General features: G+C 73.6%; 20 protein-coding genes. 10 read left to right on the top strand and 10 right to left on the bottom strand.

What is annotated here, in order from left to right:
- Positions 1–198: 198 nt before the first annotated feature.
- Complete coding sequence (locus IE94_RS0130325) at positions 199–1,575, top strand: NAD(P)/FAD-dependent oxidoreductase (protein WP_030190594.1); 1,377 nt, start codon at positions 199–201, stop codon at positions 1,573–1,575.
- Positions 1,576–1,708: 133 nt separating this feature from the next.
- On the top strand, positions 1,709–3,955 hold the full coding sequence (locus IE94_RS0130320) for an FUSC family protein (RefSeq protein WP_030190592.1): 2,247 nt from the start codon (positions 1,709–1,711) through the stop codon (positions 3,953–3,955).
- 23 nt (positions 3,956–3,978) lie between these two features.
- Here IE94_RS0130320 and IE94_RS0130315 read toward each other — a convergent pair whose 3' ends face one another.
- The 5 genes from IE94_RS0130315 to IE94_RS0130295 form a co-directional block, all read right to left on the bottom strand.
- Complete coding sequence (locus IE94_RS0130315) at positions 3,979–4,413, bottom strand: hypothetical protein (RefSeq protein ID WP_030190590.1); 435 nt, start codon at positions 4,411–4,413, stop codon at positions 3,979–3,981.
- Between the two features lie 28 nt (positions 4,414–4,441).
- Positions 4,442–5,275, bottom strand: coding sequence for a DUF1206 domain-containing protein (locus IE94_RS0130310; protein WP_030190587.1), 834 nt, complete (start codon positions 5,273–5,275; stop codon positions 4,442–4,444).
- 137 nt (positions 5,276–5,412) lie between these two features.
- Positions 5,413–5,658, bottom strand: a complete 246-nt coding sequence (locus IE94_RS0130305) for a DUF5133 domain-containing protein (protein ID WP_030190585.1) — start codon at positions 5,656–5,658, stop codon at positions 5,413–5,415.
- A gap of 83 nt (positions 5,659–5,741) precedes the next feature.
- Positions 5,742–6,614, bottom strand: a complete 873-nt coding sequence (locus tag IE94_RS0130300; RefSeq protein ID WP_030190583.1) for a SigB/SigF/SigG family RNA polymerase sigma factor — start codon at positions 6,612–6,614, stop codon at positions 5,742–5,744.
- Between the two features lie 184 nt (positions 6,615–6,798).
- A complete protein-coding gene (locus IE94_RS0130295; protein WP_030190581.1) occupies positions 6,799–7,257 on the bottom strand; it encodes an ATP-binding protein in 459 nt (152 codons plus the stop codon).
- A 155-nt stretch (positions 7,258–7,412) separates the two neighbouring features.
- Here IE94_RS0130295 and IE94_RS0130290 point away from each other — a divergent pair, with 155 nt between their 5' ends.
- From IE94_RS0130290 to IE94_RS0130280, 3 genes are all read left to right on the top strand, one after another.
- The gene (locus IE94_RS0130290; protein WP_030190579.1) at positions 7,413–7,628 is read left to right on the top strand and encodes a hypothetical protein; all 216 of its coding nucleotides are present in this window, start codon (positions 7,413–7,415) and stop codon (positions 7,626–7,628) included.
- Between the two features lie 49 nt (positions 7,629–7,677).
- Positions 7,678–9,156 (top strand): aminotransferase class I/II-fold pyridoxal phosphate-dependent enzyme, encoded by a 1,479-nt coding sequence (locus IE94_RS0130285; protein ID WP_030190577.1) that lies wholly within the window; start codon positions 7,678–7,680, stop codon positions 9,154–9,156.
- A gap of 293 nt (positions 9,157–9,449) precedes the next feature.
- The gene (locus IE94_RS0130280; protein WP_030190575.1) at positions 9,450–9,905 is read left to right on the top strand and encodes a cyclic nucleotide-binding domain-containing protein; all 456 of its coding nucleotides are present in this window, start codon (positions 9,450–9,452) and stop codon (positions 9,903–9,905) included.
- 95 nt (positions 9,906–10,000) lie between these two features.
- Here IE94_RS0130280 and IE94_RS0130275 read toward each other — a convergent pair whose 3' ends face one another.
- Positions 10,001–11,311, bottom strand: coding sequence for an MFS transporter (locus tag IE94_RS0130275; RefSeq protein ID WP_030190573.1), 1,311 nt, complete (start codon positions 11,309–11,311; stop codon positions 10,001–10,003).
- Positions 11,312–11,419: 108 nt separating this feature from the next.
- The gene (locus IE94_RS0130270) at positions 11,420–12,034 is read right to left on the bottom strand and encodes a LysE/ArgO family amino acid transporter (protein ID WP_030190570.1); all 615 of its coding nucleotides are present in this window, start codon (positions 12,032–12,034) and stop codon (positions 11,420–11,422) included.
- A 77-nt stretch (positions 12,035–12,111) separates the two neighbouring features.
- Between IE94_RS0130270 and IE94_RS0130265 the strand changes: the two genes are divergently transcribed.
- Positions 12,112–13,014, top strand: a complete 903-nt coding sequence (locus IE94_RS0130265) for a LysR family transcriptional regulator ArgP (protein WP_030190568.1) — start codon at positions 12,112–12,114, stop codon at positions 13,012–13,014.
- Positions 13,015–13,138: 124 nt separating this feature from the next.
- Entirely contained in the window at positions 13,139–13,390 is a 252-nt protein-coding gene (locus IE94_RS0130260) for a WhiB family transcriptional regulator (RefSeq protein ID WP_030190565.1), read from the top strand.
- Positions 13,391–13,415: 25 nt separating this feature from the next.
- On the opposite strand, the gene IE94_RS0130255 is transcribed toward IE94_RS0130260, so the two are convergent.
- Complete coding sequence (locus tag IE94_RS0130255) at positions 13,416–15,089, bottom strand: FAD-binding dehydrogenase (protein ID WP_030190563.1); 1,674 nt, start codon at positions 15,087–15,089, stop codon at positions 13,416–13,418.
- A 23-nt stretch (positions 15,090–15,112) separates the two neighbouring features.
- Entirely contained in the window at positions 15,113–15,736 is a 624-nt protein-coding gene (locus IE94_RS0130250; protein WP_245235337.1) for a TetR/AcrR family transcriptional regulator, read from the bottom strand.
- 126 nt (positions 15,737–15,862) lie between these two features.
- On the opposite strand from IE94_RS0130250, the gene IE94_RS0130245 reads away from it, so the two are divergent.
- The 3 genes from IE94_RS0130245 (at position 15,863) to IE94_RS0130235 (ending at position 18,561) form a co-directional block, all read left to right on the top strand.
- Positions 15,863–16,495, top strand: a complete 633-nt coding sequence (locus IE94_RS0130245; protein ID WP_030190559.1) for an alpha-ketoglutarate-dependent dioxygenase AlkB — start codon at positions 15,863–15,865, stop codon at positions 16,493–16,495.
- Positions 16,496–16,572: 77 nt separating this feature from the next.
- Positions 16,573–17,319, top strand: coding sequence for an MBL fold metallo-hydrolase (locus IE94_RS0130240; protein WP_030190557.1), 747 nt, complete (start codon positions 16,573–16,575; stop codon positions 17,317–17,319).
- Between the two features lie 9 nt (positions 17,320–17,328).
- Positions 17,329–18,561 carry a DUF4032 domain-containing protein gene (locus tag IE94_RS0130235; protein WP_030190556.1) on the top strand — a complete coding sequence of 411 codons (1,233 nt, stop codon included), beginning with the start codon at positions 17,329–17,331 and terminating at the stop codon, positions 18,559–18,561.
- 16 nt (positions 18,562–18,577) lie between these two features.
- Here the strand turns inward: IE94_RS0130235 and IE94_RS0130230 are convergent, their stop codons facing one another.
- A complete protein-coding gene (locus tag IE94_RS0130230) occupies positions 18,578–19,450 on the bottom strand; it encodes a universal stress protein (protein ID WP_030190554.1) in 873 nt (290 codons plus the stop codon).
- Positions 19,451–19,544 lie beyond the last annotated feature (94 nt).

Raw genomic sequence — 19,544 nt, 5'->3', positions numbered from 1 at the left:
AAGTTCCACGCGGTTCGCTCCCGCCCGGTGCGCTCCGGGCCCGGGCGGGGCATGGTGGTGATCAGGACGTGTCGCCTGCCTGCCGCACCCGGCTGGCCGAAGCGGTCCGCGCGCGGTCGCATGGACGAGGTGCGAAGCGGCGATCCTCGGGCAGGCGAAGGGCGTCCGCGGCAGAGCGCCCCGGAGCCGCAGAAAGGGATGGACACCGTGACACGACCCAGGATCCTGGTGGTCGGCGCAGGTTTCGCCGGCGTGGAGTGCGTGCGTCGTCTGGAACGCAGGCTCTCGCCGAACGAGGCCGAGATCACCCTGGTGACACCGTTCTCCTACCAGCTCTACCTGCCGCTGCTGCCGCACGTCGCCGCCGGGGTGCTCACCCCCCAGTCGATCGCGCTCTCCCTGCGCCGCAGCAGCAAGTACCGGACCCGGATCATCCCGGGCGGCGCCATCGGCGTGGACCTCAAGGCGAAGGTGTGCGTGGTGCGCACCATTACCGACCGGATCGTCAACGAGCCCTACGACTACATCGTGCTGGCGCCGGGCAGCATCACCCGCACCTTCGACATCCCCGGGCTGACCGACCACGCGTTCGGCATGAAGACGCTGGCCGAGGCCGCGTACGTCCGCGACCACGTCATCTCCCAGTTGGACCTCGCCGACGCCAGCCAGGACCCCGCGGAGCGCGCCTCCCGGTTGCAGTTCGTGGTGGTGGGCGGCGGCTACGCGGGCACCGAGACCGCGGCCTGTCTGCAACGGCTGACGCACGCGGCGGTCAAGCGCTACACCCGGCTGGACCCGGCCCTGATCAAGTGGCACCTGATCGACATCGCGCCGAAGCTGATGCCGGAGCTGGGCGAGAAACTCGGCCGCGACGCGCAGGAGATCCTGACGCGGCGCGGCATCGAGATCTCGCTGGGCGTCTCCATCGCCAAGGCCGCGCCCGAGGAGGTCACCTTCACGGACGGCCGGGTGGTGCCCACCCGCACGCTGATCTGGACGGCGGGTGTGGTCGCGAGCCCGCTGATCGCCACGCTCGGCGCTCAGACGGTCAAGGGCCGCCTCGCGGTGACCGCGGAGATGTGCCTGCCGGACCACGACGGGGTGTTCGCGCTCGGCGATTCCGCGGCCGTGCCCGACCTCGCCAAGGGGCAGGAGGGCGCCGTCTGCCCGCCCACCGCCCAGCACGCGATGCGGCAGGGCCGGCACGTCGCCGAGAACCTCATCGCCACCCTGCGCAACCAGCCGATGCGGCCCTACGTCCACAAGGACCTGGGGCTCGTCGTGGACCTCGGCGGCACCGACGCGGTCTCCAAGCCGCTCGGGGTGGAGCTGACCGGCCTGCCCGCGCAGGCGGTGGCCCGCGGCTACCACTGGTCGGCGCTGCGCACGGGCGTGGCCAAGGCCCGGGTCGCGGCGAACTGGGCGCTGAACGCGGTCGCCGGCGACGATTTCGTCCGCACCGGCTTCCAGGCCCGCAAGCCGGCCAAGCTGAAGGATTTCGAGTACACCGACGCCTATCTGACGCCGGAGCAGGTGCGGGAGCGGGTCGCCGAGGCGGACCGGGCGACGCCGTGACCCCCGGCCGCCCCCACCTCCCATAACGGACCGGGGCATGACATGCTGAGAAGTGGATCTCGGCGTGAACCGGCCGGGACATGGCTGGAACCGGCTGTGAGGCCGGCTGTGAATCGGGAGAGTGTACGGCGGCGTGAAGGCAGCGGGACGCTCGGCGCGGACACGGCTGCGGGACCGCGTCGCCGCGTCCGACCCGGGGCTGTTGCGGCTGACGGCGGGCTTGCGGACGGTGGGCGCCATAGCGCTGGCGCTGGGCGTGCTCGCCGTGTTCGAGGTGGACGTCAAGCACCTGGTGGCGGGCGCCATCGCGGCGATGGTCGCCACCTTCGCCATCCGGGAGAAGGAACCGGGTCCCCAGGCCGTCACGCTGACGCTGGGCCTGCCCGTCGCCCTGGCCTCGGTCTCACTGAGCACGCTGCTCGCCTCGCGGGTCGTCCTCGGTGACGCCGTCTTCGTCGTCCTGATCTTCAGCGCGGTCTTCGTCCGCCGGTTCGGGGACCGGGGCACGGCGCTCGGGCTGATCGGCTTCCAGATCTACTTCGTGTCGCTGTTCGTGGGCGCGAAGGTCTCCGGGCTGCCGGGGCTGTGGACCGCCATCGCCGTGGCGTTCGCGTCCAGCGCGGTGGTGCGCTTCGGGGTGGTCCCGGCGACTCCCCCGCGCATCCTGAGTCTGCTGCGGCAGGCCTTCCGCGCCCGTCTGGCCCAGCTGATCGCGACCCAGCTCGACCTGCTGGACGCCGGGCCCGACGCGATCGACAAGACGCTGGAGCGCCTGCGGGACGGCACGGCCCGCCTGCACGAGACCGCCCTGATGATCCAGTCCCGGCTGGAGGAGGGCACGCCCGACGCGTCCACGGCACGCCTGGTGCAGCGGCGCGTCGCGGACGCCGAGATCGCCGCCGAGCGCCTCGGTCTGCTGCTGCTGACGGCGCGCAGCGCCGAACGGGCGGACACCCTCACCCTGCACCTGCCGGGCGCCCCGGCCCCCACGGTGGGCCGCTCCCCCGCCCCCGGCGAGGCCACGGAGACGCTGCGGCGCGATCTCATGGCGCTGCGCACCCTGGTGCTGCGCCCGCCGGCGGAGGCCCGCGGCACCGCACTGTCCCACCTGCGCAACCGCCTGCTCGGCTACCGCGACGAGGAGAACCTGCCCAAGGCGACCGCGGCCGTCCAGGACGTGTTCCGCGGCATCGGAGAGACGGCGCGCGCGGTCATGGGCCTGAGGATCGCGCTGGACGGGCCGCAGGACGAGTCCGACGACTCACCGGCCACCGCCCGTTCCCGCGAGGAGCTGGACGCCGAGGACGCGGCCATCGACGCCGGTGAGGAGGCGGCGCCCGAGGAGGAGCAGACCGGACTGCGGCGGCCCACCACGCGGGCCGCGGTGCAGGTGGCCGTGGGGTCGTCGCTGGCGATCGTGGGCGGCGAGTTCCTGTCCTCGCAGCGCTGGTACTGGGCGGTGCTCACCTGCTGGATCGTCTTCATCAACACCGCCTCGACCGGCGAGATCCTGGTCAAGGGCTACCGGCGGCTGCTGGGCACGGTGCTGGGCGTGGTGGCGGGCATCGTGCTGGCCGGTCTGGTGGGCGACCACACCTGGACGGCGTTCGGCCTGGTGCTGGTGCTGATCTTCGCGATGTTCTACACGGCGCCGCTGTCCTACACGCTGATGTCGTTCTTCGTCACCGCGATGCTGGGGCTGCTGTACACGCTGCTGCACACCTACAGCGCGTCGGTGCTGGTGCTGCGCATCGAGGAGACGGCGCTCGGCGCGGCCTGCGGGATCGTGGCGGCGGCGCTGGTGCTGCCGATCCGCACCGACCGGCGTACGAACGAACTGCTGGGCACGGTGCTGGAGCGGCTCACCGATGTCACGGAGGGCGCGGTCGACCAGCTCAGCGGCGGGCCGGAGGCGGACCTGCTGGACACCGCGCGGGAGCTGGACCAGGCGCTGGGCGACCTGCGGGCCGCCACCCAGCCGCTGACCCACCCGATCACGCCGCTGCGGGCCCGGCGCGACACGGCCCAGTACGTGGTCGCGCTGCTGGAGACGTGCGCCTATCACGCGCGGTCGCTGGCGGCGACGGCCGAGCTGCTGCCCACCCATCCGTCGATCGCGGCCGATCCCCGGCTGCGCGGCGCGGTGCGGCGCACGGTGCGCAACATCGAGACGATCGCCGCCCACGTGGCCGGCGAGGACACCGGGGCACAGGTGGAGACCGGGCCGAGCATCGCCTCGCTGCTGGAGCCGGACGCCGCCGGAGTGCCGCGGTACGGCCGCATCACGGGTCGGGTGCTGCGGCACCTGGAGCGGCTGGACGAGGCGGTGGTCGGCCTCGCCCGGCCGCTGGGGGTGTCCGTCAGGGCGCCGCAGCGCTGACGGGGCCACCGAGCCGGTGCGGGTCAGAAGTCGCTGGGCAGACCGCTTGCCTCGGCGATGCCGCGCAGCTCCTCGTTCTGCTGGTGGCGTTCCTTGAGGTAGTCGGCGATCTCGCCGAGGCGCTCGGGGTCGGAGGCGGTGGCCGCGTCGGTGACGACCCGGACCGGGCCGGTCTCGTCGGTGCTGATCTCGACGACCTCGTTGTCGAGGCGTCCGGTGACGGCGGTGGCGATGACGAGTGCGGCCTCGTCCCTGATCTCCTGGGGCAGCGCCTCGGCGTTGTCCCCGTCCAGCGAGAAGTCGATGGTCGGCATCTGCTGCTCGTCGATCGCCTGGAGGACCGGTTCCACCACGCTGAGCAGCAGCTGGTAGTCGTCGTTGGCCATGCGCACGCGCAGGAGGTCGAGGTAGACGTCCACGGGACGTCCGTCCGGCGGAGGAATCTCGTGTTCGTTCATTCGCCCCGTGTTCCCCGTGCCGGGAAGCTCAGACCCTCCGCCAGCGGGCCAGGGTGAAGGAGAAGACGCCGAACAGCACCAGACCCGCGGCGACACAGGCCAGCAGCCAGGGGCCGAGGGCGGTGTCCGCGAAGGAGCGGAGGGTGTCGTCCAGTCCCTTGGCCCGGTCGGGTGCGTAGTCGACGGCGGCCCGTACGGCGAAGGCCCCGGCCACGGCGAACACGATGCCGCGGGCGGTGCCGCCGCCCACGCCGGTGACGTCGACCAGCAGCCGGGCCCGGCGGTCCACTCCGCCGAGCTTCATCTTCTTGCGGTAGGTGCGGCGCAGCGCCTGCACGGCGATCACCACCCCGGCGACGACGATCGCGGCTCCGGCTGCGCCCACGAGCCACCGGCCGGCGGGCATCTCCATCACCCTGGCCGTGACGTCCCGGGACTGCCGGTCGCTGGAGCCGCCACCGCCCGCTCCGGCCGCGAAGGCCAGGACGGAGTAGGCGACGAAGGCGTAGAAGACGCAGCGGGCGGCGGCGGGCAGGCGCTTCTTCGCCGTGTGCCCGTCCTTGCCGGTGACTCCGAAGACCGCCTCGGACAGCCTCCACAGGGCCATTCCGACCAGTCCGGCACCGAGCGCCCACAGCAGCACCGCGCCGAAGGGCCGGTCCGACAGCTCGGCCAGGGCGCCGCCCCGGTCCGCCTGCCGGTCCCCGCCGCCGAAGGCGATCCGCAGGGCCAGGATGCCGACCAGCAGGTAGATGACGCCCCTGGCGGTGAGTCCCGCCCGGGCGGCCCCCTCGGCCGCCGATCCGTTGGCGGCCCGCCGGGCGTGGCCTCGGCCGGTACGTGCAAGGACACGTGCGTTCATGTGGACCTCCCCTCCCGGACTCCGCATGCCCCGGCATCGTCCGCGCACACCGCGCTGGTCGCGGACGGACGACCGCCCGTACACCGAATGGTGGTGTACGGGCGGTCGTCCCGTCGTGTCACTGGCCGCAGGCCGCGTCAGTCCCCCACTGCCGCGGGCGTGCCACCGGGTACGGACGCCGGCGCCGCGGCCTCCGCGAGGTGGCGCCGGGCGGCCTCCAGGGCCCGCCGCACCTCACGGGTGCCGGTGGACACGCACAGTGTGTACGCGAGGTCCCGGGTCCGCGGACCCGGTTGGCCCGCCGCGTCGGCGGGCTCGTCCACCGCTGCGGCCTCGTACTCCGCCAGGAGTCTGCGCAGCACCGCGGGGTGTGGCATCAGCATCCGTCCCGTCCCTCCCTGTGTTCCCTGTGTGCCCGGTGCTCCCGGTGCTCCCGTCTCGTCCGGCCCGCCGTCCCGTCGGCCCATCAGGTCCGCGCCGGCTGCCCGGAGCGGGCCGTGTGCTCTCCCAGCGCCTCGTCGCGGACGCGGGCGCAGCTGCGGCTGATGAGCCGCGAGACGTGCATCTGCGAGATGCCCAGGCAGTCGGCGATCCGGCTCTGGGTCATGTCCTCGAAGAAGCGCATGTAGAGAATGGCGCGCTCCCGCTCGGGCAGCCTGCGCAGGCCCTCCTTGGCGGACTCGCGGTCGATCACGGTGTCGTACGAGGCGTCGGCCGCGCCGAGGGTGTCCGCGAGGCTGTAGCCGTCGTCGCCGGCCGACAGCTCGGCGTCCAGCGACAGGGTGCTGAAGCTCTCCAGCGCCTCCATCCCGGCGGCGACCTCGTCCTCGGTCAGCCCGGCGTGGGCGGCGAGGGCGGCCACCGAGGGCTCGGGGCTGCCGGGGCTCTGGGCGAGCTCCCTGCGGGCGACACGCACCTTGTTCCGCAGTTCCTGGACCCGGCGGGGCACCCTCAGGGCCCACATGCGGTCGCGGAAGTGGCGCTTGACCTCGCCGGTGATGGTGGGCACGGCGTAGCTCTCGAAGGCCCCGCGCTCCGGGTCGAAGCGGTCGATGGCCTTGACCAGGCCGAGCGCCGCGACCTGGCGGAGGTCCTCGATGGACTCCCCGCGGTCCCGGAACCGTCCGGCGATCCGGTGCGCCATGGGCAGCCACGCCGTGACGAGTTCGTCGCGGAGGGCGTCGCGCTCGGGCCCCTCCGGCAGTCCCGCCAGGCGGCCGAAGAGCGCCATGGTGTCGGGAGCGTCGTCGTGCCGACGGCGGGCGGAAGCGTTCGAGGGGTCGACGGGCTCGGCGGACTGGGGGGTACCGGGACGGATGGTGGGCGTTTCTATGAGCATGCGGATCCGCTCCTGAACGGTGGTCTCAGGGACTTTCCGCGGGAACGGCGCCGTCCGGATCGCCCGGGCACAACCCGGGGCACCGAAGCAGCCGTACCGCTCCCGCTGCTGCGCCTCCGGTCCGAAGCACGAATCTGCGACTGCCCCTGCCCCGGTGGAACAAACTCCGCTTTTCGAAAAGTCATCAGGACAGCGGAACGACCACGGTGATGCACTTGCCTCCGGAGGGAAGATCTGCCACCCGCACCTCGCGGGACAGCCGGCAGACGATCGGCCAGCCCCGACCACCGAGGCGCCGGCGGCCCCGGTCGTCCGTGGCGGGGACGGCCACCGGCAGGTCGTGGCTGCGGTCGCTCACGGACAGGCGCACTCCCGGTCGCACGCGGGGTCCCACCACGTCGACCCGGAAGTCGGTGATGCCGCCGCCGTGCAGGATGGCGTTGGTGGTCAGCTCCGAGGCGACGAGCACGGCGTCGGAAAGGGCGCCCGCGTCGCAGGCGACGGCGCCGTGGGGGCCGGGGCATTCGGTGACGGCCCGTTCGACCGCCCTGCGCGCGTCGGCGGGCCGGTGCGGCCGATCTCGGCGGCAGGTGTCCTTGCCGAGCTGCTCGACGACGGGTTGAGTCGTGTCCCTGTCACGCATCCCTCAGCTCCCTGGTCGGTGGGACGGTCCGGTCCGGCCGTGCGCGCGCCGCGGCCTCGTCCCCTGTCGGCTGACCTCTGCCGGTACGGGCAAACCTCCCCTCCTCCGTGCGGCCCAGGGGCCATCCCGGCGCCCAGCGGGGGTACGCGGAGTGCATGACGGATGTTGTGGACTCGGACGAACTGCTGCGCCGGATGCACCGGGCGAGGGCCTGTGCGCTGGAGGAGGGGCGGAGCTGGCGGGCGCGCAGCGAGGAGCTGCGCCCGACCGACCCGGAGGCCGCGCGGGAGGCTGCCGTACGGACGGTGGCGTACGAGGCCGTCCTGCGGGTGCTCGACGAGGTGCTGACCCCGGGCCGGAGCGCCCGGTGAGGGGCCCCGGGGCGGATTGACGCGGCGCCGGACGGGAAACCGGGTCGGCATGACTGCGGATCACAGCCGAGCACCGGTCCTGGAAGCCCTCGTGGAGTACCGCCGCGAGGGGCGGCTGTCGTTCACGCCACCGGGGCACAAGCAGGCGCGCGGGGCGGACCCCGCGGTGCGCGAGGTGCTGGGTGACGCGGTGTTCTACGGCGACGTGCTGGCGACAGGGGGACTCGACGACCGGCTCACCCGGGGACGGGTGCTCCAGCGGGCCCAGGAGCTGATGGCGGACGCGGTCCACGCCGACCACACGTTCTTCTCCACGTGCGGGAGCTCCCTGTCGGTGAAGGCGGCGATGCTGGCGGTCGCGGGACCGCACGAGAAGCTGCTGATCGGCCGGGACGCCCACAAGTCCGTGGTCTCGGGGCTGATCCTGTCCGGCATCGAGCCGGTGTGGGTGGAACCGCGCTGGGACGCCGAGCGGCACCTCGCCCATCCGCCGTCCGCCGAGGCGTTCGAGGAGGCCTTCGCCGCCCATCCCGACGCCAAGGGTGCCCTGATCACCAGTCCGACGCCGTACGGGGCGAGCGCCGATCTGCGGGCCGTCGCCCAGGTCTGCCACCGGCGCTCGCTGCCGCTGATCGTCGACGAGGCGTGGGGGGCGCACCTGCCCTTCCACCCCGATCTGCCGTCCTGGGCGATGGACGCAGGCGCCGACATCTGCGTGACCAGCATCCACAAGATGGGCAGCGGACTCGAGCAGGGCTCGGTGTTCCATCTGCGCGGCGACCTGGTGCCGCCCAAGCTGCTCGGCATGCGCGCCGACCTGCTGGGCAGTACCAGCCCGTCGGTGCTGATCTTCGCGGGTCTCGACGGCTGGCGTCGTCAGATGGCGCTGCGCGGGCAGGAGCTGATGGGCGGCGCCCTGGAGCTGGTGGCCGGAGTGCGGGCGGCCGTCGAGGAGATCGACGGCATGCACGTCAACGACCGGGACGACTTCTGCGGCCCCGGGGCGGCCCACGGCTTCGATCCGCTGCCGGTCGTCATCGACCTCGACGGGCTCGGCGTCTCGGGCTTCCAGGCGGCGGACTGGCTGCGGGAGAACCGCGGCGTGATCGCCCACATCACCGACCACCGCCGCATCGGCGCGCAGATCACCCACGGCGACGACCGGGAGACCGCCGGCGAGCTGCTCACCGCGCTCAAGGACCTCGCCCGCGCGGCCCCCGGCCTGCGCCCCGCCCCACGCGTCGAGGTCCCTCCGCCGGCCGAGCTGCGGATGCCTCAGGTGTGCCTGCCCCGGGACGCGTTCTTCGGGCCGACCGAGGACGTGCCCCTGGACCGGGCCGCCGGCCGGATCGCGGCGGAGATGATCACCCCGTACCCGCCCGGCATTCCGGCCGTACTGCCGGGTGAGCGGCTGGCCGAGCCGGTCCTGCGCTATCTGCGCAGCGGCCTGGAGGCCGGGATGTACCTTCCCGACCCGACCGATCCGGCGCTGGAGACGATCAGGGTCGTCGCGGAGCACGGCGGGTGAGCCGGGTCACGTGTCGGGGGGCCGGATTCGCGGAACGACCCGCGATGGTTTAGCGTTCACCCACAAGTGGCGACGGAGTCGACCGAGACGTCCTCCGCGGTCACCGCTTGCGGCCCTGGCCGGCCTCCCCCGTCCGGCCAGGGCTTTTTCACGCCCTCACGCTGCCCTTCCCGTTCCGGCACGGAATCCGTACGGGATCCCGCCGTCCGCCGAGGTGCTCAGCGCGGCGACAGCGACTGAAATGGACATAGGGAAAGCCCCGGAACCGAATCGCCGGCGAGGAGTCCCGTGCCATGACCAAAGCGATCAAACTCCTGACCGCCCTCCCCTCCCCCCAGCGGGCGCGGCTGATGGAACTGGCCCAGGAGGTCTCCTTCCCGGAGGACGACCGGATCTTCGAGGCGGGGGGCCGGGCGGACCGCTTCTGGGTCATCCGCTCCGGCGCGGTCTCCCTGACCCAGCAGGTGACCTCCTTGCAGCGGGTCACGGTCGCCAGTCTCGGCGTGGGCGACCTGCTCGGCTGGTCCTGGCTGTTCCCGCCCTACGAGTGGGACTTCGGCGCCGAGGCCTTCAGCCCGGTGCGCGCCTACGAGTTCGAGGCGGCGTCGGTGCTCGACCTGTGCGACCGCGACCCCCAGCTGGGCATCGTGCTGGTGCGGTCGGTGGCGGAGATCCTCGCGCACCGGCTGGAGTCCACCCGGGGCCGGCTCATGGAGCACTACGCGCTGCACGGACGCGGCTCCTTCTGAGCCGATGCCGAACCGATGTCGAGCCGACGTCCGGCCGACGCCGAGCCCACGTCCGGCCGACGCCGAGCCGACGTCCGGCCGACGTCGAGCCCACGTCAGACGCGGTGGCGGCGCAGCGCCGGCATCGCGGCGGCCAGCGCCAGCATCACCGCCACCACGAGCAGCCCGCCGCCGGCCACCGCCTCGCGGGCGCCGAAGGCGGAGCCCGCGCCGCCGTGCAGCACGTCGGCCAGTCGCGGACCGCCCGCCACGACGACGGTGAACACGCCCTGCATGCGCCCCCGCATCTCGTCGGTCGCGGCGGACAGCAGGATCGCCCCGCGGAACACCATGGAGACCATGTCGGCGACACCGGCCACGGCCAGGAAGGCCACCGCGAGCCACAGGCTGCCGCTGAGCCCGAAGCCGGTGATGGCCGCGCCCCAGACGACGACCGCGCCGATCACCATCCAGCCGTGCCGGCGGGCCCGCGAGAAGGTGCCGGAGAACAGGCCGCCGGCCACCGCGCCGACGGGGATCGCCGCGAACAGCAGCCCGAGCGCGAGCCCCTCGCCGTAAGGGGCGTACGTCTCGGCGGCGAGCTGCGGGAAGAGGGCGCGGGGCATGCCGAGGACCATGGCGACGATGTCGGCCAGGAAGGACAGCAGGAGCACCTTGTGCCCGGCGATGTAGCGGAAGCCGGCCACGACCTCGCGCACGCCCGCGCGCCGGACGGCCGTACCCGCGAGCGGCGGCAGGGCGGGCAGCCGGTAGACCGCCCACACGGTGACGCACAGGGCCAGGGCGTCGATCAGGTACAGCTCGGGCAGTCCGACCAGCGGGATCAGCGCACCGGCGAGCAGCGGGCCGACCACCTGCCCGGTCTGCATGACGGTCGAGCCGAGGGCGTTGGCGGCGGGCAGCTCGCCCTCGGGCACCAGACGGGCGATCGAGGCGCTGCGGGCCGGGGCGTTGAGGCCCCAGAAGGCCTGTTGCAGCGCGAGCAGCAGCATCAGCGTGCCCACCGACTCCATGCCGGTGACCGCCTGTGTCCAGAAGAGCAGCGAGGTCACCGCGATGCCGGTGTTGGTGATCAGGAGCAGCTTGCGGCGGTCCATGGTGTCGGCCACCGCGCCGCCCCACAGCGCGAACACGACGAGGGGCAGCAGACCGGCGAGGCTCGCGGCGCCGACCCAGGCCGAGGAGCCGGTGATGTCGTAGATCTGCTTGGGCACGGCGACCGCGGTGAGCTGGCTGCCGACGGCCGTGACGATGGTCGAGGACCACAGCCTGCGGTAGGCCGGGCGGCGCAGGGGACGGGTGTCCATGGCCCAGCGGCGCCACCCTCGCGGGCGCCCTCCGTCCGGCGCCGCGGCCTTCGCCCCGGCTTCGGTGCCGCTCTCGCCCCTGCTCTCGCTGGTGTCCACGCGCTTCCTACATGCTCGATACATCTTTCGGTTGCGGGGATCACTATCGCAGTCCGTTCGAACACGCCCGCACGCGCGTGGCCTGATCCGGTCCGGATCAGGCCCGGCTCAGGCCCCGGCGACCAGGCAGAGGCCCAGGACGATCATGGTGGCTGCCACCAGGCCGTCCAGGACCCGCCAGGCCGCGGGCCGGGCCAGGAAGCGGCCGAGGTAGCGGGCGCCGAAGCCGAGCGCGGCGAACCAGACGAGGCTGGCCACCGCCGCCCCGAGGCCGAAGGTCCAGCGCAGCGGCCCCCGGTCGGCGGCGACGGAGCCCAGCAGGAAGACGGTGTCGAGGTAGACGTGGGGGTTGAGCCAGGTCAGCGCCAGGCAGGTGAGCACGGCCCGGCGGCGCGAGCCGGCGGCGTCGCCGTCCGCCCGCAGCGCGCCGGAGGGACGGAACACCCGCCGGGCGGCCAGGGCGCCGTAGCAGAGCAGGAAGGCGCCGCCGATCCAGCCGACGGCCCTCAGCGCGCCCGGCCAGGCCACCACCACGGCGCCGACCCCGCCGACACCGAGGGCGATGAGCACGGCGTCGGACAGGGCGCAGATCCCGACCACGGCGAGGACCGCGTCGCGGCGCACCCCCTGGCGCAGCACGAAGGCGTTCTGGGCGCCGATGGCGACGATGAGCGAGAGGCCGGTGCCGAAACCGGCGGCGGCCGCCGTGAGGGCGTTGTTCATGCACTCGACGCTAAGCGGACGATCACCGCACGTACAGCTAAAGATTCTTACCTATCATTAGCCCTCGTGATGACGACATGACGACGCCCTTCGCGGATCTGCCGCTGGACCACGTGCGCACCCTGCTGGCCGTGGTGGACGAGGGCACGTTCGACGCGGCCGCCGCCGCCCTGCACGTGACGCCGTCCGCGGTCAGCCAGCGGGTGAAGGCGCTGGAGCAGCGCACCGGCCGGGTGCTGCTGCTGCGCACCAAGCCGGTGCGGGCGACGGACTCCGGTGCCGTGCTGGTGCGGCTGGCCCGCCAGGTGGCGCGGCTGGAGCGGGACGCCTCGGCCGAGCTGGGCCTGCGCGGGGAGGGCGAGCCGACCCGGGTGACGGTGGCGGTGAACGCGGACTCGCTGGCGACCTGGTTCCTGCCCGCCCTGACCGGCCTCCCCAGGGAGCCCGCCCTCTGCTTCGAACTGCGCCGCGAGGACGAGGGGCACACGGCGACGCTGCTGCGGGAGGGCGTGGTGATGGCGGCGGTGACCTCCTCGCCCGAACCGGTGCCGGGCTGCACGGTCCGGGCGCTGGGCCGGATGAGCTATCTGCCCTGTGCCACCGCGGACTTCGCCGCCCGCCATCTGGCGGGGCCGCCCCGGGAGGTCGTCGCCCGGGCCCCCGTGGTGGTCTTCGACCGGCGGGACGACTTCCAGGACGCCTTCGCGCGGCGGCTCGGGCACGAGGGCGCGAGTGCCGCGCGCCACTACGTGCCGACCTCGGAGGGCTTCGTCGAGGCCGTCGCCGCCGGGCTGGGCTGGGGCATGGTGCCGCAGCCGCAGGCGGACCCGCTGCTGCGCACCGGCCGGCTCGTCTGCTTCGCACCGGACCTGGCGGTGGACATCACGCTGTACTGGCAGCAGTGGAAACTCGACTCCCCGGCGCTGGCCGCGGTGGCGGACGCCGTGGTGAGGACGGCCGCGCGGGCGCTGCACCGGTAGGCACCCGGCAGCGGCACGGCGTCCCGGGGCGGCCGCACCGGTTTCGCACCGCCGCCGACAGGTCACCCGCATCGGAGCAAGCCATGTCCGAAGACGTGAACTACACCGATCGCAGGAGACTTTGATGGACGACTGGCGAGAGCACGCCGCATGCCGGACGGAGGACCCCGACCTCTTCTTCCCGATCGGCACCACCGGCCCGGCCGCCTTGCAGACCGAGCAGGCGAAGGCGGTCTGCCGGACCTGCCCGGTCCGGGAGCAGTGTCTGCGCTGGGCGCTCGACACCGGGCAGACCATCGGTGTCTGGGGAGGCACCAGCGAGCTGGAACGCCGGGCACTCAAGCGGCGCGAGGCCGCGCGCCGGCGGTCGGGCTGACCCCCGGCGCCCAGCCGCGCCGCGCTCAGGCGGTCCGCCGCGCCGCGGCCCGGCCCGCCGCCCGTCCGGAGAACAGGCAGCCCCCGAGGAAGGTGCCCTCCAGCGCGTTGTACCCGTGCACCCCTCCCCCGCCGAAGCCCGCCACCTCACCGGCCGCGTACAGGCCCTCGACGGGGCTGCCGTCGGCGCCCAGAGCGCGGGAGTCCAGGTCCGTCTGGATGCCGCCGAGGGTCTTGCGGGTGAGGATGTGCAGCTTGACGCCGATCAGCGGGCCGGCCGCCGGGTCGAGGAGGCGGTGCGGGGTGGCGACGCGGCCGAGGCGGTCGCCGAGGTAGCGGCGGGCGTTGCGGATGCCCTGCACTTGGGCGTCCTTGGCGTACGGGTTGGCCAGTTGGAGGTCACGGGCCTCGATCTGGCGCCGGAGCACGGCGGCGTCCAGGAGCGGCTTGTCGGTCAACCGGTTCATCTTCTCGACCAGTTGCTCCAGGTCCGGCGCCGTCACGAAGTCGGCGCCCTGGCGCAGGAACGCGTCCACCGGACCCGGCGCCCCCTTGCCGAGCACGCGTTCGCGCAGGAAGCCGACGCGGTCCTTGGCGGTGATGTCGGGGTTCTGTTCGGAGCCGGAGAGGGCGAACTCCTTCTCGACGATCTTCTGCGTGAGGACGAACCAGGAGTGGTCGTGTTCCGCGAGGCCCTCGGCCGTGCGCAGGTGACGCAGGGTGCCCAGGGTGTCGTAGCCGGGCAGGTACGGCTCGGGCAGCCGGCGGCCCAGCGCGTCGAACCACATGGAGGACGGTCCGGGCAGGATGCGGATGCCGTGGCCGGGCCAGACCGGGTCCCAGTTGCGCACGCCCTCGGTGTAGTGCCACATGCGGTCCCGGTTGACCAGGCGGGCACCCGCCTCGGCACTGATGTCCAGCATCCGGCCGTCGACGTAGGCGGGGACCCCGGTGACCATCTCGGCGGGCGGGGTGCCCAGGCGCTCGGGCCAGTGGCGGCGGACGCTGTCGTGGTCGGCGCCGATGCCGCCGGAGGTGACGACGACGGCCCGGGCGGTGAGTGCGAACTCTCCGGCCGCCTCGCGGTGGGAGGCGACACCGCGCGGTGAGTCGTCCGGGGCGAGGACCGTGCCGCGCACCCCGCATACGGTGCCGCCCTCGACGACCAGGTGATCGACGCGGTGGCGGTGGTGGAAGGTGAGCAGCCCGTCCCGCACGGCCTGCTTCGCGTACCGCACGAAGGGCTCGACGACCCCCGTGCCGGAGCCCCAGGCGATGTGGAAGCGGGGTACGGAGTTGCCGTGCCCGCCGGCCCTCAGGTCGCCGCGCTCGGCCCAGCCCACGGTGGGCAGGAAGGTGATGCCGTGCCCGGCCAGCCAGGACCGCTTCTCCCCCGCCGCCCACTCGACGTACGCCCGCGCCCAGCGCACGGCCCAGGAGTCCTCGCCCTCGGTCCGGTCGAAGCCGGCGCTGCCCTGCCAGTCGTTCCAGGCCAGGTCGAGGGAGTCCTTGACGCCGAGCCGCCGCTGCTCCGGGGAGTCGACGAGGAAGAGGCCGCCGAAGGACCAGAAGGCCTGCCCGCCGAGATTGGCCGCGTTCTCCTGGTCCACCAGGGCGACCCTCCTGCCCCGGCTGGTCAGCTCGTGGGCGGCGACCAGCCCCGCCAGACCCGCTCCGACCACGATGACGTCGGCATCCATGGCGACCGTCCCTTCCTGTTCCGTCAGTGAGGCGTGCTGCCGTCGGTGAGCAGCGCGGTGAGCAGCTGTCCCAGCCAGGCCCGGGCGCGTACGACGTCCCGGTCCAGGAGCAGTTGGGTGGTCACCCCGTCATAGGCGGCGACCACGGCGTGCGCGGCCCGTCCGGCGTCGCCGAGCACGGCGGGCAGGTCGGTGTGGCCGCGGGCCCGGGCGAGCCGGTCCGCGATCGCCCGCCTGAGGCGCGCCCGGTGCTCCAGCAGGGTCCGGGCGACCTCCGGGTCGCGGGCGGCGTGCACCAGGAAGTCCGTCTTCACCAGGAGCCAGTCCCGGTCCAGGAGCAGCACCTCGGTGACGCGCTCCACGGCGGCGGGCACGTCCAGGTCGGGGCCGTCGGAGGCGAGGGACGCGGCCACCTGCTCGGCGATCAGGCCGGCCCGCTGCTCGTAGAGGGCGAAGAACAGCTCGTCGAGGGTGTCGAAGTTGGAGTAGAAGGCACCCCGGCTGTACCCGGCGGCCTCACAGACCTCCTCGATCGACACGCGTCCGAAGCCCTTGGCGGCGAACACCGCGAACGCGGCGTCCAGGAGGTTCGCACGGGTGCGCACGCGCCGCCTGGTCACCCGCCCGGTGCTCGTCCTCGCCGTCACGCCCGGCCCCTCGCTCGGTTCGATGCGCGAATGTATCGGATACACCGACGTATCGAAAGAGGGGCAACGGAACAGGGGCAGCCTCGCGCATAGAACAGATTTTCGAATGAGGAGTACGCTGGTCCCATGACCACGCACCACCTCCAGGGCTCGCTCTTCGACCAGACCGACGAGGCCCGGCTGGGCCCGCTCGACGGGCTGCGCCGCACGCACCTCGGCTCGGGGGCCTGGATCGACCTGCTCCCCGGGTGGCTGAGCGGCGCCGACGCGCTGTTCGAGCGGCTCGCCGCCGAGGTCCCCTGGCGCGCGGAACGACGGGAGATGTACGAGCGGGTCGTCGACGTCCCCCGGCTGCTGGCGTTCTACGGCGCGGCCGACCCGCTCCCGCACCCGCTGCTGGCCGAGGCGCGCGACGTCCTGTCGGCCCACTACGCCGAGGAGCTGGGGGAGCCCTTCACCACCGCGGGCCTGTGCCACTACCGCGACGGCCGGGACAGCGTGGCGTGGCACGGCGACCGGATCGGACGCGGCGCGCGTCGGGACACGATGGTCGCCATCCTCTCGGTGGGCGCGCCCCGGGACCTGCTGCTGCGCCCGGCGGGCGGCGGCGGGGAGACCGTGCGCCGCCCGCTGGGCCACGGCGACCTGATCGTGATGGGCGGCTCCTGCCAACGCACCTGGGAGCACTGCGTGCCCAAGAGCAGCCGCGCCGCCGGGCCGCGCATCAGTGTCCAGTTCCGCCCGCACGGCGTGCGCTGAGGGCCGCGCAACCGCCCGCGTCCGGTTTCTGGTTGGCTGTCCCGCGCGGGGACATCCGACCGGGAACGCGGGAGATCATGAGCGCGGACGTACGACAAGTGGCCGACGGCACCTATCTGGTGCACGGCGGCAACACCAACTGGGTCATCCTCACCGACGGCGACGCGGTGACCCTCGTCGACACCGGCTACCCCGGCGACCGCCGGGCGCTGCTCGACTCCCTGGCCGCCGTGGGGAGTTCACCGGAGGCGGTGGCGGCCGTGCTGATCACGCACGCCCACAACGACCACCTGGGCTCGGCGCAGTACCTGCGCGCCACCCACGGCACCCCCGTCCTCCTGCACGAGGCCGAGGTGCCGCACGCCCGGCGCGACTTCCTCCAGCAGGTGTCGGTCGGCACGGTGCTGCGCAACGTCTGGCGCCCCGGCGTGCTGCCGTGGATGGTGCACGTGCTGCGCACCGGCGGCACCGAACAGCACCCGGTGACCACGCCCGCGCCCTTCCCGGCGGACGGTGCCCTCGACCTGCCGGGCCGGCCCGTTCCCGTGCACACCCCCGGGCACACCGACGGCCACTGCGTGTACCACCTGCCCGACGCCGGGGTGGTGATCTCCGGCGACGCGCTGGTGAGCGGCCACGCCATCTCCCGGACCGAGGGACCACAGCTGCTGCCCGACCTGTTCCACCACGACCGGACCCGCGCGATCGGCTCGCTCGACGTCATCGCCGGTCTGGAGGGCGACGTCCTGCTGCCGGGCCACGGCCCGGTCCACCGCGGGCCGGTGAGGGACGCCGCGGAACTGGCCCGGGAACGGGCGTTCTAGAGTCGGGGCATGGCCTTGCAGATCAGTGCCACCAATCCGGAGCACCCCGCGCTCCTGCTCGAACTGCCCTGGCAGCTGCCGCTGGAGCAGTGGCCCGAGGAATACCTCGTGCCACTGCCGCGCGGCATCTCCCGGCACGTGGTCCGCTACGCGCGCGCCGGGGACGAGGTGATCGCCGTCAAGGAGCTGGCCGAGCGGCCCGCCCTGCGCGAGTACCAGCTGCTGCGCGACCTGGACCGGCTCGCCATCCCGGCGGTGGACGCGCTGGCCGTGGTCACCGGCCGCCTGGACGCCGCCGGTGACCCCCTGGAACCGGTGCTGGTCACCCGGCACCTGGGCGGCTCGCTGCCGTACCGGTCGATGTTCGAGACGACGCTGCGGCCGGCGACCATGCACCGGCTGATGGACGCCCTCGCGGTGCTGCTGGTCAGGCTGCACCTGGCAGGGTTCGCCTGGGGGGACTGCTCGCTGTCCAACACGCTCTTCCGGCGCGACGCGGGCGCCTACGCCGCCTACCTTGTCGACGCCGAGACCGGCGACCTGCACCCCCGGCTCAGCGACGGACAGCGCGACTACGACCTCGACCTCGCCCGGGTGAACATCAGCGGCGAACTGCTCGACCTGGAGGCCTCGGGGGCCCTGCACCCCTCCGTCGACCCGGTCGAGTTCGGCAACGAGATCTGCGCCCGCTACGGCAGCCTGTGGCAGGAGCTGACCCGCACCTCCGTCTACCCGGCGGGCAAGTACCACTACATCGAGCGCCGGATCCGGCGTCTGAACGACCTCGGTTTCGACGTGGCGGAGATGCAGATCGAGCACGCCTCCAACGGTGACACCGTCACCTTCGTGCCCAAGGTCGTCGACGCCGGCCACCACCAGCGCCAGCTGCTGCGCCTGACCGGGCTGGACGCCGAGGAGAACCAGGCCCGGCGGCTGCTGAACGACCTGGAGAGCTGGATGGCCACCCAGGACGACTACGCCCCGGGCGACCCCCTGGGCGCCCGCCCGGAGGTCCTCGCCCACCGCTGGGTGCGCGAGGTCTTCCGGCCCACCGTGCGCGCCGTGCCGGTGGAGCTGCGCGGCGCGATGGACCCGGCGGAGATCTACCACGAGCTGCTGGAGCACCGCTGGTACCTCTCCGAGCGGGCCCAGCACGACATCGGCCTGGACACGGCGGTCGAGGACTACCTCGTCAACATCCTGCCCAGGGCCCGGGAGTCCCTGCAGCCCACCGCGGACTGAGCGGCGCGGTGGCCGCTCAGCTGTGCGGCACCACCGCCACCGGGCACTCGGCGTGGTGCAGCACCCCGTGCGCCACCGAGCCGATCCGGGCGCCGACCGCCGTCCGGCGGGCGCGGCGGCCGACGACCATCAGCTGGGCGTTCGCGGACACCGACAGCAGCACCTGGCCCGCGCTGCCCATCTCCACGTGCTCGACCACCGCAACGTCGGGGAAGCGCTCGCGCCACGGTGCGAGCGCCTCGCCGAGCGCCTTGTGCTCGTACTGCTCCAGACCCCCGGCCTCGTCGGCGAGGGCCATCGAGCCGGGGCTGTAGGTGAAGACGGTCGGCAGGGTCCAGGCCCGCACGGCGCGCACGGTGGCGCCCCGGGCGGCGGCCGCCTCGAAGGCGAACCCGATGACGTCGGCGCTGTCCTCCGGCTCTCCCTGCTGGCCCACGACGACCTCGCGGCCCCCGGCTTCGGCGGCGGCCTCGTCGTCCGCCCGGACGAGGACGACCGGCCGGGGCGCCTCGGCGATCACCTGCTGACCGACCGAACCGAGCAGGAACCCGACCACCGCGCCGTGGCCCCGCGAGCCGAGGACCAGCGTCTCGGCGTCGGCCGCGGCGGCCAGCAGGGCCGCCACGGCGTCGCCCTCGCGGACGTCGGTGGTCACCGCGAGGCCGGGGTGCCGCTCGGTGACCGTCGCGACCGCCCGGGCGAGGGCCTCGCGCGCCCACCCCTCCTGCGTCTCCCGGTCCACCGGGCCGGCCGCGCCCTGCCCCTGGAACCGCCAGGCGTGCACCACGTGCAGCGGGGCCCGGCGGCGGACCGCCTCCCTCGCCGCCCAGGCCAGTGCGGCCAGGCTCTCCTCCGAACCGTCCGAGCCTGCCGTGATCGGGCGCGTCATGCGGGTCCCTCCCTGGGTCGCGGGAACGTCGTTCTCGGAGCCCAGTCTTCCCCAATTCCTCCTCACGGCCGCGCGGGGGGAGCGGACGGCCGCC

Source organism: Streptomyces violaceorubidus, assembly GCF_000717995.1.
Lineage (GTDB): Bacteria > Actinomycetota > Actinomycetes > Streptomycetales > Streptomycetaceae > Streptomyces > Streptomyces violaceorubidus.
This window is presented reverse-complemented; position numbering and strand designations above follow the sequence as displayed.